This is a genomic window from Hathewaya proteolytica DSM 3090 (assembly GCF_900142225.1).
Taxonomy (GTDB): domain Bacteria; phylum Bacillota; class Clostridia; order Clostridiales; family Clostridiaceae; genus Hathewaya; species Hathewaya proteolytica.
On the sequence record NZ_FRAD01000029.1, the window covers coordinates 1 to 17,246 of the forward strand.

Sequence of the window (17,246 nt, forward strand, 5' to 3'; positions counted from 1 at the left end):
GCGTCAGATGTAAATAAGAAGGTAAAGAAAAGTAAGTATTATCCTATACAACAAGCAAGAATACCATTTACAGGCTACGCCATAACTAATGGACGAAAAGCTATACAAGATTTTTTTAAGGAAAGAAGTTTTAGTGAGCTTATTTATAGATAGTATGAGAATTTTAGCTAAAAATTGACGGGATAAGTGTTCCCCTTTTAGACTTCAATCGAAACTCTTCGGGGGTAAAAATTTAACTGAACTTATAATGGGAAAATTAGGAATACAAAATTGCCCACTTTAACTTGACACAAACCTTGTACTCATACATCTTGTATAATGAAAAAATAGTGATATAATATACATTATTAAGAGTTTCTTAAAACTCATTGAGAGGGGTTTTGGAGGCTCTTTTTATACTTCAAAAGGGGGAAATTTTAGTATGAATTTAATTGACATGCATTGTGATACTATATCTGTTCTGCATGAGGCTGGGATGGAAAAGAGGCTATTCAGCAATGATCTAGAGGTTGACATCCAGAAAATGAAGAATGGCCATTCGAAGGCGCAGTTTTTTGCTTTGTTTCTTCACTTAGAATCATTAATAAAAAAGGGCATAGCTCCATTTGAATTTGTAAATGATATGCTAGTAAGATTTAATGAGGAGATGGAATTAAACAGAGATTTTATACGACATGCTAAGAATCTCCAAGATATGGAGGAGAATGAAAAGCAAGGTCTTATGTCTGCATTTCTTACTATTGAAGAGGGAGGAGCCCTTGAAGGAAGTATTGAAAATTTAAGGGAGATTCACAGCAAGGGTGTAAGTCTTATAACATTAACATGGAATTTTGAAAACGAACTTGGATATCCAAATTGTAATCCTGAAACTATGAATAAAGGATTAAAAGAAAGAGGCATAGAATTTGTTGAAGCTATGAACGAATTTAATATGCTTATAGACGTATCTCATTTATCCGATGGTGGTTTCTATGATGTATTGAAGCACAGCAGAAAACCATTTGTAGCATCTCACTCTAATGCTAGAAGTATTACAAATCATCCAAGAAACATGACAGATGACATGATAAAAGCCTTATCCAATAAGGGTGGAGTTATGGGCTTGAATTTCTGTAGTGCTTTTTTAAATGAAAAAGATAGGGTGAGCAGAATAGAATATATGGTAGAGCACTTAAAACACATTAGAAATATAGGTGGTATAGATGTTATGGCCATGGGTACAGATTTCGATGGTATAGGCTGTGAACTGGAAATGAAGAATATTGGTGAAATGAATAAGCTGGTAGATGCTTTACAGAAAGCTAATTTTACAGAAAATGATATAGAGAAAATATTCCACAAAAACGTAGAACGCGTTATAGGTGAAGTTTTAAGGTAAAGTTTAGTTTTAAAATTTAAATATTATAGATTAATTTTTGGAGGCGGTTATTGTGTTAAAAGAAAATGGGAATATTTCCATACATACAGAAAACATATTTCCTATAATTAAAAAGTGGCTTTATTCTGATAAGGACATTTTTATTAGAGAACTTATCAGCAATGGCTGTGATGCCATAAATAAATATAAGAGGCTTATACAGTTAGGTGAAGCTAAGGGTGATGAAAACAATTTTAAGGTCACTTTGGAAATAGATAAAGAAGCTAAGACTATGAAGTTTATTGACAATGGTATTGGAATGACAGCTGAGGAAGTAAAAAAATATATAACTCAGGTTGCATTTTCAGGGGCAGAGGATTTCATCGAAAAATATAAGGAACAAATGGAAGATAAAAATGATATAATAGGTCATTTTGGATTAGGTTTTTATTCTGCTTTTATGGTATCAACAAAAGTTGAAATTGACACCCTATCTTATAAGGGGGGTGCCGAAGCTGTAAAATGGAGTTGCGAAGGTGGAACAGATTATGAGATGACTGAGTCTAAGGATAGATCAGCTGTTGGCACTACAATAACACTTCACATTGCAGAGGATAGTGAAGAATTTTTAGATGAATACAAAGTTAAGAGTATAATGAAAAAATATTGCTCTTTCCTTCCGGTAGAAATATACTTTGGAGAGGATAAGGAGCCTATAAACGATATAAATCCTTTGTGGAATAAAGCCCCTAAGGATTGTACTGACGATGAATACAAGGAGTTCTATAAAAAAGTATTTAATGAATATGAGGAACCTTTGTTCTGGATTCATCTTAATGTGGATTATCCATTCAACCTTAAGGGGATACTATATTTCCCTAAATTAAAAAATGAATTTGAACTAGTGGAGGGGCAGGTAAAGTTATACAATAACCAGGTTTTTGTTGCTGATAACATAAAGGAAGTAATACCTGAATTCCTTTTACTTTTAAAGGGTGTAATTGATTGTCCGGATCTTCCTCTAAATGTATCAAGAAGCTTTTTACAGCAAGACAAGGAAGTAGCTAAAATATCAAAACACATTGTAAAAAAGGTTGGAGACAAGCTAAATTCACTGTTTAAAAATGACAGGGATAATTACAACAAATTCTCAAAGGATATCAATATTTTTATAAAATTTGGATGCTTAAAGGATGAAAAATTCTATGACAATATAAAGGATAGCATTGTATTTAAGGATATTAAGGATGAATATATAACTATAAAAGATTACTTAGAACAAGCAAAAGAAAAACATGAAAATAAAATTTACTATGTAAGTGATTTAGAAAAGCAGAGTCAAAACATAAAGCTTTTCAAAGAATATGATTTAAATGCCTTAGTATTAAATACTCCTATAGATAACCATTTTATAAGTTTCCTTGAGTACAAGGGTGAAGGTCTTAGTTTTGCAAGGATAGATTCTGATGTATCAGAGGTTTTAAAAGACAAGGAAGACAATGCTGAGAACCAAGAGGAAGTAAAAAAGAATAATGAAGTTATAGAAAAAATCTTTATGGATAACCTTGGAGAAAGGGTTAAAGCTGTTAAGGCCGAATCCTTAAAGGATAAAGGCACACCTGCCATGTTGTCTGTGGATGAAAATTCAAGAAGAATGAAGGAAATGCAAGCTATGTTTGCAGGAAGCAATGACATGAATCCATTTAAGGAAGAAAAGACTCTTATTTTAAATAAGAATAATAATATTGTAAAAAAAATAATAAACTTATCTGGAGATGAGGATAAAAAAGAACAGCTGGAGATGCTATGCAATCATATTCTTGACATTGCTTTAATTGCCAATAACGATCTTCCATCAGAGGATATGGACAACTTCATAAAGAGAAGTAGCAAGCTCATGGATACTCTTTTTTAATATTTTCAATGGTTAACATTTAGGAGGGGAAAGGATGGACAATGGGGAACTTCATGACATATTAAGTGACATTAAACAGAGGAAGAGTGAGGGTTTTGAGGATCTTTATTCAAAGTATTATAAGCTTATGCTAGGAGTGGCATTTTGCATTGTTAGAAATGAACATGATTGTCATGATATTATTCAGCAGGTTATGATGAAATTGTATTCTCTGCCAGAGGACAAGTTCCCCGAGAAATATGATATGTCATGGCTTTATACTGTGGTAAAAAATGAAGCATTGCAATTCCTGAGGAAGAATAAAACAAACACCAGTTTTGATGAATTGCCGGAAATACCTGTAAATTGCTCCGAGATGGAAGAGATAATCCATATGGATTATTATAATTCCATTATAAAGGGGCTAGATGGTAAATCTAGAGAAATTGTCACTCTTAAAATCTTATGTGGCATGACTCACAAGGAGATTGCCAGTGCTCTTAAAATGTCATGTGGTACGGTTCAATGGAAATATCATATGTCTGTTAATTCCTTAAAGATAGCAATGACAAGCATCTGCGTGCTTGTAATAAATTCTATTTTGTTGGGAAGAGTTTATCTATCAAGAATATATAAGGCACGGGTTGTGGAAAGAACTATGTTGCGAAACATAGATTTGACTATAGATGCAAATCCCTTGCTAAATGCTTTTTATTGTATCTTAATTGCCATATCTGGATTTATTTTTATAAAATCAATTGCACGATATATTAGGATTACAAGGGGAGCAAAGAAGGCTGATAAATAAGTAACATCAGCATGCGTAGTGTAGATTAATACACTACGCATTTTTATTGTTTTAAAAATAATTTTGAAAATAGCCAACAATATTCCTTGCTAATTGTATCTAAATATTGAGTATATAATTATTTTAAAGTCAATAGGAGGACAAAAGTAATGAAGAGAATAATGGCACTGGTTTTATCCATAATGATCATAGGAAGTTGTTTTATCACAGGTTGTGGCAAGAAGAATGAATCAAACACCAATAAACCTGAGGTAGAAGATAAGTCAGAAAGTCAGGGTAGTTCTGAGGAGCACCTTGGGGATAAAGACGAGCAGGATAAAGGACAGTCAGAATCTGATTCAAATAAAGAAGATGATTCTAAAAATGACAATGATTCTAAAGATAATAATGATTCAAAAGATGAACCAACTTCTAGTAACACTACAACAAGTAAGCCTTCCACGGGAAATACAAGTAGCAGCAAGCCCTCTACTAGTGAACCAGTTACTACTAAACCATCTACTAATAAACCAACCACTACTGATCCACAGAAACCTAAACCTGAGCAAAAGCCCACAGAAGCTTTCAGCGGAGATTTAAGTAGTATATTAAATAACATAATTGAAAAAGGTGGTTTAAAGGATGATATGCCGGGCAGCATGGATACAGTACTTACTGCTGATAATATAGAAGGGTATCTAGGGTTGAGTGGTGAAGATTACAAGAACAACGTATCCCAGGCAATGGTGCAGGAAGCCATGATAATTTCACAAGCACATATGATTTCCCTTATAAAAGCAAAGGATGCCAATGCAGCTAGCAATGTGAAAAATCTCATTGCAAAGAAATTTAACCCAAGAAGATGGGTTTGTGTGCAGCCACAGAAGTGTGTCCTTATAAAGTCAGGAAGCTATGTACTATTTGTTGCATCTTTTGAAGAAGTAACAGATGGTGCAGTTAAGGGATTTAAGAATATAGCTGGTGCCACCGCTGATAATGCAAACGTATTTTTTAAAGGTATGGAGTAGGAAAGGAAGATAATATGCTTTTTTCAAGTATTACATTTCTATATTACTTTTTGCCTGTGCTACTTTTAATATATTTTATAGCACCTAAAAGGGCAAAGAACATTGTATTACTAAGTGCAAGTTTATTATTTTACTTTTGGGGCGAACCAATCTATGTTTTATTGATGCTGTGCACCACAATGGTAGGATATGTGTGTGGTTTATTAATAGAAAAGTATAGGGGCAAAGTGGGAAGTAAAATAGCACTATTAACTTCTTTAATAGTAGGGATAGGTTCTTTAATGATATTTAAATATACGGATTTTTTTATAAATACTATTAATGGAACATTGGGTACATCAATAAAACTTTTGGAAATAGCGTTGCCTATAGGGATAAGCTTTTACACTTTTCAGATATTGTCTTATACCATAGATTTATTTAAGGGTGATGTGATGGTTCAGAGAAGTTTTGTGTCCTTTGCCACTTATGTAACCTTGTTTCCCCAGCTCATTGCTGGGCCTATCGTAAGATATTCTGATGTGGCAAAAGAAATAGATAATCGGAGCACTAACTTGCATGATTTGTCCAGTGGCATAAGTAGATTTGTTATGGGACTAGGTGTGAAAATCCTCATTGCAAATGAGCTTGGAAAACTTTGCGAAATATACAAAAATAGTCATGAACGTTCTTTACTATTTGTTTGGATGTACGTAATCGCATATTCTTTACACATATATTTTGACTTTTCCGGATACAGCCATATGGCAATAGGTCTTGGTAGGATCTTTGGGTTTCATTTCCCAGAAAATTTTAATTATCCTTATATATCTAAGAGTATAACGGAATTTTGGAGAAGATGGCACATCTCCCTTGGAACTTGGTTTAGGGATTATGTGTATATACCCTTGGGTGGAAATAAAGTATCTCTAATTAGAAACTTATTTAATATTACCTTAGTGTGGTTCTTAACTGGATTTTGGCATGGTGCTGGATGGACTTTCATCATATGGGGGCTTTATTTTGCGGCCTTTTTAATGATTGAAAAATTTGTACTAAAAAAGGTTTTTAGTAAAATGCCTTCGATTATATTACATTTGTATACCATATTGGTAATCTCCTTTGGTTGGGTGATATTTGACGCACAAAATGTGAATAGTGCATTTTCCATTATGAAAAATATGATGGGAATAGGTATAAATGGACTTGCTGGTGTAGAAAGTTTATACTATTTTAGAAGTTATGTAGGTGTTTTTATTGTGGCCATAATAGGGTGTACTCCCATACCTTCATATTTAATAAAGAAAATAAGGTGTGGTAGACAGGGAAATGTGGTATTAATTTTACAACCTGTATTTGTATTATTGCTAATGGTAGCAATTACAGCTTATCTTGTAGATGGATCTTTTAATCCATTTATATATTTTAGATTTTAGGAGACAGCTATGAATAAAAAAGAAAGAATTTCCGCTGTTGTCACATTGGTGGTTTTTATGATCTTTATAAGTGGGTTTTTTATCATAAATCTAATATATAAAAGCCCTGAAATATCTATTAGTGAGAGGCGTAAGTTAGCAAAATTTAAGCCACCTACTGTGGAAACTGTGTTTAATAAAGAGTTTATGAGGCAGTTTGACGAGAAGTATGTTTTAGATAATTTTGCTTTTAGGGATTCCTTTAGGCACATAAAAGCATTTTCAAAGTTTAAAGTCTTTGGCATGTTAGATAACAACGATGTTTTTTTATATCACGATTATGCATCTAAAATGGAAAAGTTAAACCAAGGCTCCATCATAAGAGCGGGAGAAAAAATAAACAAGTTGAGCGCTGAACTTTTAAGTAAACTTGACGTATACTATTCCATAATTCCTGATAAAAATTATTATATATCAAAGAAGGGCTTATATCCTTCCATGGATTATGGAAAAATAGAGAAAATATTAAATGAAAAAATAACTGAGGCGGAGTATATAGATTTGTTTTCAGCGCTAAAACTTCAGGATTATTATAAGACAGACCTACACTGGGATCAAATCAAACTTTCGGGTGTTGTTGAGCAACTTAGTGAGAAAATGAACTTTGAAATTCATAATGGAGAAGAGTATGACAAGCACTCTATGGAACCTTTTTATGGTGCTTACTATGGCCAGTCATCGCTGCCTTTACCTGGAGAAAAGCTAACATATATTAGCAATGAGCATATAAGAGAAGCTAAAGTTATGGCTTTGGATGAAAAAACTGTGAAGATGAAGAAAATTTCCATGTATAACAAAGAAGCTTTTAATGGCATTGATCCTTATGATGTGTTCTTGTGGGGAGCACAGCCTCTTATCACCATAGAAAATGAAAATGCCGCTTCGGACAAAGAATTGTATATTTTTAGGGATTCTTTTTCTAGTAGTTTAGCACCACTGCTCATCTCTGCATACTCTAAGATTACGCTTATAGATTTGAGGTATATAGCTAGCCCAATGTTGCCAAGGTTAGTGGATTTTAAGGAAGGGTCCCAGGCTTTGTTTTTATATGGCACCATGGTTTTAAACAATTCGGACACTCTTATGGTAAAGTAGCTAAAGTGTGGGGTGAAATTATCCATCATTGTGGTTATAATAATAATATAATATTTGCTACAATGCTTAATGCATACTATGTATACAGAGGAGATATATATTATGATTTTTGATTCACATGCTCATTATGATGACGAAAAATTTGATGGAGAAAGAGAAACACTTATCCAAAAGCAACACCAAGAGGATGGTGTGGTGGGAATACTTAACTGTGGCTCAGATTTAAGAGGGACTAGGATGTCCGTGGAGCTTTCACACAAATTTCCTTATGTTTATGCAGCTGTTGGAATACATCCTGAAGAAGCACATGAGTTTAACCATGAGGTACTTCAAGAAATAAAAGAGTTGGCAAAGGATGAAAAGGTAAAGGCTATAGGGGAGATAGGATTAGATTATTATTGGGAAGAGAACCCACCAAAGGAAATACAAAAAGAAGTTTTTATAAAACAAATGATTTTGGCAGAGGAACTACAGATGCCTGTGGTTATCCACTGTAGGGAAGCTCATGAGGATACTTTAAACATTGTAAAACAGTTTCCAAAGGTAAGGGGAGTTATCCATTGTTTTTCAGGATCTTTGGAGATGGCCAGAGAGTTTATAAAATGCGGTTACTATATTGGATTTACAGGGGTAGTAACCTTTAAAAACTCTAAAAAGATAAAGGAAGTAGCTAGAGAAGTGCCTATGGAAAGAATCTTAGTGGAGACAGATTGTCCATACATGGCGCCAGTTCCTCATAGAGGGGAGAGAAATCAATCTTCCTATATATCCAATATTATAGAAGTAATTGCTGAAATAAGGGGAGCATCTATAGATTGTATAGAAAAATATACAGTAGAAAATACAAAAAAATTGTTTAAAATGAAATAAAATCACAAAAAAGACTATAAATACGCAAAAATAATTGCGGATTCATAGTCTTTTTACTTTGAGTTAATATAAAATAAATATATATTAAATAAATTTACAATACAAAATACATAAAATATATTATGTTATAAAATATATTAAAATTGTTAATAATTATATTGACAAGTTATTCCTTTTTGGTAATATATATAATATAAGACACCTTTACATGTTGTATTTTTTTTCAAAATAACCTTCCTCAATTTAAAGAATTGTTCAATAATATTATATAAAAAAGATGAATTGTCAGAAAACACCATAGCTTTTTTAGTGAAATTTGACCATGCTATTTTTTTGTTGTATAATGTTTAAGACTCTTAAAAGGAGGAAAAATTTTATGAGTATGATGTCAAAAGAGAAGTTGAAAAACTACTTTTCCAGCATGCCCAAGACATTTTGTATATTAGCATTAGTTATGATTTTCATGACCACGGTTATACTCAATTTCAGAAAGAAAATAAGTATATCTGTTGACGGGCAAGTAATGAGTATTACAACCTTAAGCAGTAATCTTAGGAATGCGTTAATGAATAATGGAATAGCTGTAGGTGAAAAGGACAAAATATCTGTTGATTTGAACAGTAAACTTAATGATGGAGACAAAATTCAAATAAGACGAGCTGTAAATGTGAAACTAATGGTAGATGGTGAGGAAAAGACAATAAAAACATCTGAGCATACAATTAAGGACATGCTTGCAGCAGAGAATATTACCATAAGTGAAAAAGACAAAATATCTGTATCTTTAGATGAAAAAATAGTTGATAATTTAACGCTTAAGATTACTAAAGTTAATGAAGAAGTAAAAGACATAGTAGAACCAATACAATTTGCAAAAGAAGTAAAACAGAGTGATAGTTATAAAGTAGGAACTACCAAGGTTTTACAAGAAGGGATAAATGGAGAAAAGGTTGTATCAACAAAAATAGTTTATGAAGATGGAAAAGAAGTTTCTAGAAAGGTAGTAAGCGAAAAAGTTTTAAAGAAAGCCATAAATCAGATAATGGCAGTAGGAACATTAAAAACCTACACAGCCTCAAGAGGAGGAAATTTCGCTTATTCAAAAGTTTTGAGTGTAAAAGCAAGTGCATATACTGCGGATTTCAATCCTAGTGGCGTTAGGGATGACCCATATGCGGGCATGACAGCCACAGGGGTGAGAGCTAAAAGGGATCCTAATGGTTATAGTACCATTGCAGTGGATCCACGTGTTATACCTTTAGGAACAAAGGTTTATGTTGAAGGTTATGGTTATGCCATAGCTCAGGATACTGGAGGATCTATAAAAGGAAATATTATAGATTTATACATGAACAAGTATTCGGAAGCTATGAGTTGGGGACGCAGAACTGTAAAGGTGTACATTCTGAAATAGGTTCCCCAAAATTACTGTAAGAACAGTTTAGAATTAGAATAGAAGAAAAAAGGGAGCAGACGTGCTCCTTTTTCTTTTTTCCAAGAGTAATCAGTGTTCACCACATATTTAAGGTGTATTAAAAAGATTTTTAAAAAGCTACGAAAGGAAATGAAATAGACATGGGAAAAACATTAGTATTAGCTGAAAAACCTAGTGTGGGAAAGGAAATTGCTAGAGTTTTAAAATGCAATAAGGGTGGAAATGGATTTATAGAAGGGAAAGATTATATTGTCACTTGGGCTCTTGGACATCTTGTGACTTTAGGGGACCCAGAACTTTATGATGATAAATACAAGACTTGGAAGATGGAGGACCTACCTATGCTTCCAGCTCCCTTGAAACTTGTTGTTATAAAGCAAAGTGGAAGACAGTACAATATAGTAAAGGAACAATTAAATAGAAAAGACGTAGAAAATATAGTTATCGCTACAGATGCAGGTCGTGAGGGAGAATTGGTAGCTAGATGGATTATAGTAAAATCAAAGGTGAAAAAGCCTATGAAGAGGCTTTGGATTTCTTCACAGACTGATAAAGCTATTTTAGAAGGTTTTAAAAATCTGAAACCATCGAACCAGTATGACAATCTTTATAGAGCAGCTCAAGCTAGATCAGAGGCAGACTGGTATGTGGGATTGAATGTTACTAGAGCATTAACCTGCAAAAATAATGCACAGCTTACAGCAGGCAGAGTGCAGACTCCTACATTGGCAATGATAGTTCAGAGGGAAGAGGAAATAAATAACTTTAAACCAAAGGATTATTATGTTATAGAAGCCAAAAGCAAGGGATTCAATTTAAAGTGGAAAGATAAAAACAACAATTCTAATATATTTGACAAAGAGAAAGCTGAGAATATACTAAATTCATTAAAGGGTAAGCAGTGCAAAATTGTAGATGTTAAGGAAACGGCAAAAAAGCAATTTTCACCACAACTTTATGATTTAACGGAATTGCAGAGAGATGCCAATAGAATATATGGGTACTCAGCAAAGCAAACATTATCCATCATGCAAAGGCTTTATGAAAATTACAAGGTGCTAACATATCCAAGAACGGATTCTAGATATATATCTACGGATATAGTGCCAACTATTCAAGATAGATTGAAGGCAATTGTAAATGGAAATCATAGGGCAGTAGTAAATGAACTTATGAGAAGTAAAATAAATGGAAATAAAAGCTTTGTGGACAATAGCAAGGTCAGTGATCACCATGCTATAATTCCCACAGAGGAGAAAATCAGCTTGGCTATTTTAGGCAGTGAGGAGAGACATATATACGACCTTGTTATAAAGAGATTCCTTGCTGTGCTTATGCCAGCTTATGAGTACATCCAAACTTCTATTACAGCGGAAATAGGTGGAGAAACTTTTGTTGCCAAGGGCAATGTGACAAAAGCTAAGGGATGGAAAAGGGTTTATCAAGATGAAGATGAGTTGTCAAAGGATGAAGAAAATGATGAAACTCAGGAGTTGCCAGAGATAAAACAAGGTGATGACATTTCCATAAATTCTGTGGAAATGAAGAAAATGCAGACTAAAGCTCCTTCTAGATTCACAGAGGGAACCTTATTGTCTGCCATGGAAAATCCTCAGAAGTATGTAAGTATGGACAAAGACCATGCAAAAACTCTTGGTGAAACTGGCGGTATTGGAACTGTAGCTACAAGAGCAGATATCATTGAAAAGCTTTTCAATACCTTTTACATCGAGAAAAATGGCAAAGAAATCATTCCAACATCCAAGGGAAAACAGCTTGTTTACATGGTACCAAAGGATATAAAATCTCCATTGCTTACGGCGAAGTGGGAACAGGAGTTGGAGCTTATCAGCAAGGGGAAGAGAGATTCAAGACAATTTACCGATAAAATAAAAGATTATACTGTGGAGCTTGTAAAGCAAGTTAAAGGCAGCGATGCCGTGTTTAAACATGACAATCTTACAGGAAGAAGATGTCCTGATTGTGGTAAATATATGCTAGAAGTTAAGGGTAAGCATGGTGTCATGTATGTATGTCAAGATAGAGAGTGTGGACATAGAGAAACCATCAGCATTTTCACCAATGCCAGATGTCCTGAGTGTCATAAAAGGTTGGAACTTCGTGGTCATGGCGAAGGAAAAATCTATGTGTGCCCAAATCCTAACTGTAATTTCCGTGAAAAGGAATCTCAGTTTAAGAAGAGATTTGAGAATAAGGGTGATAAGGTGAACAAAAAAGAACTGAATAAAACTCTTAAAGATATGAAAAAGCAGGCAGAGGCTCCAATAAACTCAGCATTAGCCGATGCATTAGCTAAATTTATGAAATAAAGGGGGGAATAGTATGGGATGTTTAGGTAATTTTTTGTGGTTTATATTTGGAGGTGTATGGCAAGGTTTAGCATGGTTTTTTGCTGGAGTTTTGTGGTGTATAACTATTGTAGGAATACCCATAGGGAAACAATGCTTTAAGTTTGCTTCACTGGCATTTTTCCCTTTTGGAAAGGATGTACAATATGGAGGAGGTACGGTATCCCTCATAGCAAACATATTATGGCTTATTTTAAGTGGCATACCACTAGCTTTAAGTGCCTTTGCAAACGGAATAGTCCTTTGCTGTACTATTGTAGGAATTCCCTTTGGATTGCAGTGTTTTAAGATAGCCAAATTAGCACTTATGCCATTCGGATCAAGGGTAGTCTAATGGAGTTATTAAAATAACTTAGTAAAAAGAATATAGCAAGAAATAATTTTAAAAAAGGTACAAGCATTTCCACTATATATAGTGGGCGCTTGTACCTTTATTTTTCACACTACTGTTCTGATGTTCTTTTCTGTTTAATTATTACCAGGGCAATGGCTAGGAATGCTACGGCAAAACATATTTGAACTAAAAGTGAGGTCATATAAGGTTTCAATGATTGAAAATTTAAAGTAGATACATTGCTAACTAAGTTATTACCTTTTACATACCAAAAAGAAGGTACAAAGTTTCCTATACTTTTCACTGTACTGCTCAGCATGGATTGAGGAACAAAGGAACCACCTATAAAGGAGGACATAAGTGAAAAAATAGTGGAAATAGGTGAAACAGTTTTTTCATTGGCCACTTCTGCAATTAAGAATGACATACTAAGACAACATATAGTGAAGATAAGGGTGTTAATTATTAATAGCATACCTTTAATTGTAAACATTGTACTTTTAAAGACCACTGCAGTAAGGATTATAAATAAAATAAATATTATTATAGAAATACATATATTAGCGAGAAACAATTCCATATTAAATTTGCTCATAGGCATTGGCGAGCAAATATTACGTCTCTTTAAATCTCTCTTATTAAGTTTTATCATGGTAGTAGAAATAGTTAAAATCATAATAGCTACTAACGGATAAACCAGATAGTTAAAGTAAGCTATTAAGCTTTGGTCGGAGGATGTTAAAGTTGTATCATTTTCAATATTTACCTTTACTTCTTTTTCTAAATCCTCTAATGCATATTTTACTGCTGTGTCCATGTCTAGTTTAGAATCAATAGTGTACATGGATACTGTGGTAATATACTTATTCACCATTTGATTTACCATGGCACTTACGCTGGAATCAGGTATAGTCATGGTTTGTAATTGCATGTGAGAACCGGATTTTATTCTATCTTCGAAACCATGAGGAACAGTATATATACATTCTGCAATCCTAAAAAATAATACATCTTTAAGGTTTTCTTTATCCCTTTCACTTAAAACAATGTTTCGAGTGTTTTTTTCTAGTAATTGATTTAGTCCCTTGGAAAAGGCTGAATTATCATTATCTATGATGGCTACCTTACATTTTTCCATATTGAAAGCTTTTTCTGATGGCGAATCTGCAGTAGTAGCATAAAAAACTGTTATAGCCATGAAAATGCCAAGATACATCAGGGACATTAGCAATGAGCTTTTCTTGAAGATTTTAAAATAAGCATTAAATACTTTCATACTTTTGCCTCCTTAACAATAAAAATGATGCCATGCTGAATATAACACCTATGATAATGAGGATGATTATATTGGATACATATCTGTCTAAGGTATCACCATAGTAGTAGAGGGAGTACAGTCCATCAGTGATAAGTCCCACAGGATTTAATCTTGACAGTATAGGGAACTTGCTTGAAAAATGATATTTTATTTCAATATTCATCATACCAGATAAAAAAGAACATAAGAGGGTAATACCAATGGCAAGTCCCATTTTCATACCATCTTTTTTTACTATGGCAGCGCCTATGGAGCAGCCAATAGACATACCACAAAAGCTTCCTACAACACCAATTAAAAATACGAGACCAAGTTGACTACCAAAGTCTATTTGCAATACAAGAGTCATATATAGCAATGTTAATATTATGCTGATTATATGAAAGGTCATGGAGCCAGCCAACAGTGACATAAGGATCTTGAATTTATTTACAGGACCAATGCACAGCCTACAAGCAATATTTGACTGATTAGCCTGAATTTCATTAGATATATCTACACCAAGTGTTATACAAAAAAAGCATGTCATGGCAAATAAGGAGTAGAAGTATATTACTGTAACATTATTGGAACTGTTCACAGGCACATTCTCTACATAAGTTTTATTTAAGTCTATTTTACTAAAAACTTCTTCAGGGGATTTTACTGCACCACTTTTTACTATATTGCTTATGGTGGAGGAAATTTGAGTATAGCTATCAAAGAATACTTTTGTAATTGACTGATTTAAACCTTCCTTTTTAAAGCTAAGCTCACATAATCCAGTATTTTTATCAATTGTAACGAAGGCATCAATATGGTTGCTATCTAGGAGTTCTTTACCCTCATGGGAATTTACTAATTTTATATTAAAGAGTTCACTTTTTTCCATGGCATTTTTTATGTCAGTGGATATGGAGCTAGTATTTTCAACTGCAATATTTATTTTTTCAAAAACTTCACCTTGGAGAAGGTTTTTGAAGCATAGATTGAATATTGTTGCCATTAGCAATGGATAAATTAGAAGCCAGAACATTGTTATTTTATCTCTAAATAGATGTTTTAATCTGTATTTGTACATGGTAAAAAACATAGTATCACCTCTAATCTCTAAGTTGTTTTCCAGTAATCTCAAGGAAAACATCGTTTAATGTTGGGAGCTCGGAATAAATTCTTCCATAAGAAATATTATTTTTGTTTATAATATCTAAAATATTTGACAGGTTGCTTTTCCCACCTTTGGAACTTAAGATTAATTGGTTGTCTTTGTACTCCAAATTGATAACATTTGGAAGTTCCTTGAATATTTTCAACTGTTCTTCCTTCAAACCGTAAGTTTCAACAACAACTTTTTCACCTAGGGCTATCATGGATTTTAACTCTTCCTTTGTGCCCTTGGCGATGACTTTACCCTTGTCCAATATTGCTATCCTTGTACATATCTGCTCCACTTCTTCCATATAGTGTGAAGTGTAAATGATGGTTGCGCCTTCTTTGTTGAGTTTTTCGATGCCTTGAAGTATATTATTTCTACTTTGCGGATCCACAGCTACCGTTGGTTCATCCATGATTATTAGTTTGGGTTTATGGGCAATTCCGCAGGCAATATTTAATCTTCTAAGGAGTCCACCACTTAGTTTTTTAGGGTAGAATTTTCTAAAATCTCCAAGCCCCACGAAATCCATAGCTTCTTCCACGTATTGTTTTCTAAGCTCTTTATCTTTAATATAGAGGCTACAGAAATAATCTATATTTTCATATACTGTTAATTCCTCTATGACAGCTACGTTTTGCATGACCACGCCCATATCTTTTTTTATATCGTAGGCATAGGGTGTCATATCTTTGTTGAAAAGTTTTATGGTGCCCTTATCGAATTTTAAAAGTGAGAGCATGCAATTTATAAGAGTTGTTTTGCCAGAGCCATTTGGTCCTAGAAGTCCAAAGATTTCACCTTCATTAATTTCTAGACTTAGGTGATCAAGTGCTGTAAGTTCCTTGTATCGTTTTACTAAATTTTCTATTTCTACTATTGGCATAATATATTATCCCCTTTCATAACAAAATTAGTCACAATGTTAATAAGTTTCCTTACTATGATACCATTATACGGTTTAGCTTACTCTTTAATAAGTGTCCGCTGTCATAAGATCCATGTGACAAATGTCATTAAGTTATATAAATTGCAGATGTTTTTTGTAAATGATATACTTAAGATAAAATTAAGTAATATAAAAATTTGGAGAAGATATCATGAATAATATTATAAATAAGGTTATAATTCTTTTATCTTTGGTACTCATAGCTTTTACAAAAATGGACGGAATAAGTGCTATTATACCTATAACAGTGTCCATTGCTATAAGTTGTTTTTTGGAATACTTCAATAAGAAATATTTAAATGTTATAGTCTTTTGCGTTTACTGTGTTTTATGCTTCTTTTATCCACAATTTACGTATTTTATGCCACTTATAGCTTATGATATGATGATGCAGGAAAATCAATATGTCGTCATGTTAGGAATAATTGTTCTTGTAAAAAATGTGGATTTCTGTGGATATAGCACTATCATAATAATGCCTACAATTATTATAATAGGGTGCGTTTTAAAGGCTAATGCTTCCAAGGCTGAAAGGTTAAGACGAGAATTTGTATCACAAAGAGACAGTCTAAAGGAAAAATCCATGAATTTAGAGACCAAGTTATCAGAACTAAGATATAGGCAGGATCAAGAAATAAGCATGGCCACTCTTAACGAAAGGAATAGAATTGCTAGGGAAATTCACGATAATGTGGGTCATTTATTATCTAGTTCTATAATACAAATTGGAGCTATCATGACCACCACTACTGATGAAAATGCAAAAAAAAATCTTGCCATGGTCAATGAAACTTTAAATGATGGTATGGATTCTATAAGACGTAGTGTTCATGATCTAAGGGATGATTCTATAGATTTGTATCAACAGCTTAAGAAAATCAGTGATGACTTTGATTTTTGTTATATAGAAATGGATTATCAAGTGAGTAGTAATATTAACATTCAACTAAAATATGCCATTATAAATATTGTAAAGGAAGCTTTGAACAATGTTATGAAGCATTCCAATGCTACAAAGGTAGAATTAAAATTGTATGAGCATCCAAAAATATTACAGCTTATAATATACGATAATGGAACCTTAAAGAAGAATATAAATACAGAGGGCATGGGAATTGAAAGTATAAAACAGAGGGTAGAAAGTCTTAAGGGTGTAGTGAACATTCAAAATCAAAATGGGTTTAGAATTTTTGCTAGTTTTAATTTGTAAAAAAAGGGCGTGAA

Annotated in this window: 14 protein-coding genes; 11 read left to right on the forward strand and 3 right to left on the reverse strand. The window is 33.2% G+C overall.

The window, feature by feature from the left end; all coding sequences use genetic code 11:
* Positions 1–421 precede the first annotated feature (421 nt).
* From BUA73_RS12500 to BUA73_RS12545, 10 genes are all read left to right on the forward strand, one after another.
* Positions 422–1,378, forward strand: coding sequence for a dipeptidase (locus BUA73_RS12500; RefSeq protein ID WP_072904454.1), 957 nt, complete (start codon positions 422–424; stop codon positions 1,376–1,378).
* Positions 1,379–1,430: 52 nt separating this feature from the next.
* Positions 1,431–3,272: a molecular chaperone HtpG gene (gene htpG / locus BUA73_RS12505; protein WP_072904455.1), complete on the forward strand. Its 1,842-nt coding sequence runs from the start codon at positions 1,431–1,433 to the stop codon at positions 3,270–3,272.
* A 34-nt stretch (positions 3,273–3,306) separates the two neighbouring features.
* Positions 3,307–4,059: an RNA polymerase sigma factor gene (locus BUA73_RS12510; RefSeq protein ID WP_072904456.1), complete on the forward strand. Its 753-nt coding sequence runs from the start codon at positions 3,307–3,309 to the stop codon at positions 4,057–4,059.
* Between the two features lie 149 nt (positions 4,060–4,208).
* A complete protein-coding gene (locus tag BUA73_RS12515) occupies positions 4,209–5,066 on the forward strand; it encodes a hypothetical protein (RefSeq protein WP_072904457.1) in 858 nt (285 codons plus the stop codon).
* Positions 5,067–5,080: 14 nt separating this feature from the next.
* Complete coding sequence (locus BUA73_RS12520) at positions 5,081–6,481, forward strand: MBOAT family O-acyltransferase (RefSeq protein WP_072904458.1); 1,401 nt, start codon at positions 5,081–5,083, stop codon at positions 6,479–6,481.
* A gap of 9 nt (positions 6,482–6,490) precedes the next feature.
* Positions 6,491–7,615 carry a DHHW family protein gene (locus tag BUA73_RS12525; RefSeq protein ID WP_072904459.1) on the forward strand — a complete coding sequence of 375 codons (1,125 nt, stop codon included), beginning with the start codon at positions 6,491–6,493 and terminating at the stop codon, positions 7,613–7,615.
* A gap of 102 nt (positions 7,616–7,717) precedes the next feature.
* Positions 7,718–8,485, forward strand: a complete 768-nt coding sequence (locus tag BUA73_RS12530) for a TatD family hydrolase (RefSeq protein ID WP_072904460.1) — start codon at positions 7,718–7,720, stop codon at positions 8,483–8,485.
* 376 nt (positions 8,486–8,861) lie between these two features.
* Entirely contained in the window at positions 8,862–9,899 is a 1,038-nt protein-coding gene (locus BUA73_RS14535) for a 3D domain-containing protein (RefSeq protein WP_072904461.1), read from the forward strand.
* 161 nt (positions 9,900–10,060) lie between these two features.
* Entirely contained in the window at positions 10,061–12,250 is a 2,190-nt protein-coding gene (locus BUA73_RS12540) for a DNA topoisomerase III (RefSeq protein ID WP_072904462.1), read from the forward strand.
* A gap of 13 nt (positions 12,251–12,263) precedes the next feature.
* Positions 12,264–12,623, forward strand: coding sequence for a YccF domain-containing protein (locus BUA73_RS12545; RefSeq protein ID WP_072904463.1), 360 nt, complete (start codon positions 12,264–12,266; stop codon positions 12,621–12,623).
* 109 nt (positions 12,624–12,732) lie between these two features.
* Here the strand turns inward: BUA73_RS12545 and BUA73_RS12550 are convergent, their stop codons facing one another.
* Genes BUA73_RS12550 through BUA73_RS12560 form a run of 3 tightly spaced genes read right to left on the reverse strand, consistent with a single transcriptional unit; the run spans position 12,733 to position 15,959 of the window.
* Positions 12,733–13,899 carry an ABC transporter permease gene (locus BUA73_RS12550; RefSeq protein WP_072904464.1) on the reverse strand — a complete coding sequence of 389 codons (1,167 nt, stop codon included), beginning with the start codon at positions 13,897–13,899 and terminating at the stop codon, positions 12,733–12,735.
* A complete protein-coding gene (locus tag BUA73_RS12555) occupies positions 13,886–15,013 on the reverse strand; it encodes an ABC transporter permease (RefSeq protein ID WP_072904465.1) in 1,128 nt (375 codons plus the stop codon). Before BUA73_RS12555 ends, BUA73_RS12550 begins: the two co-directional genes overlap by 14 nt.
* Before the next feature lie 10 nt (positions 15,014–15,023).
* Positions 15,024–15,959: an ABC transporter ATP-binding protein gene (locus BUA73_RS12560; protein ID WP_072904466.1), complete on the reverse strand. Its 936-nt coding sequence runs from the start codon at positions 15,957–15,959 to the stop codon at positions 15,024–15,026.
* Positions 15,960–16,173: 214 nt separating this feature from the next.
* On the opposite strand from BUA73_RS12560, the gene BUA73_RS14440 reads away from it, so the two are divergent.
* Positions 16,174–17,232, forward strand: a complete 1,059-nt coding sequence (locus BUA73_RS14440; protein ID WP_242942393.1) for a sensor histidine kinase — start codon at positions 16,174–16,176, stop codon at positions 17,230–17,232.
* Positions 17,233–17,246 lie beyond the last annotated feature (14 nt).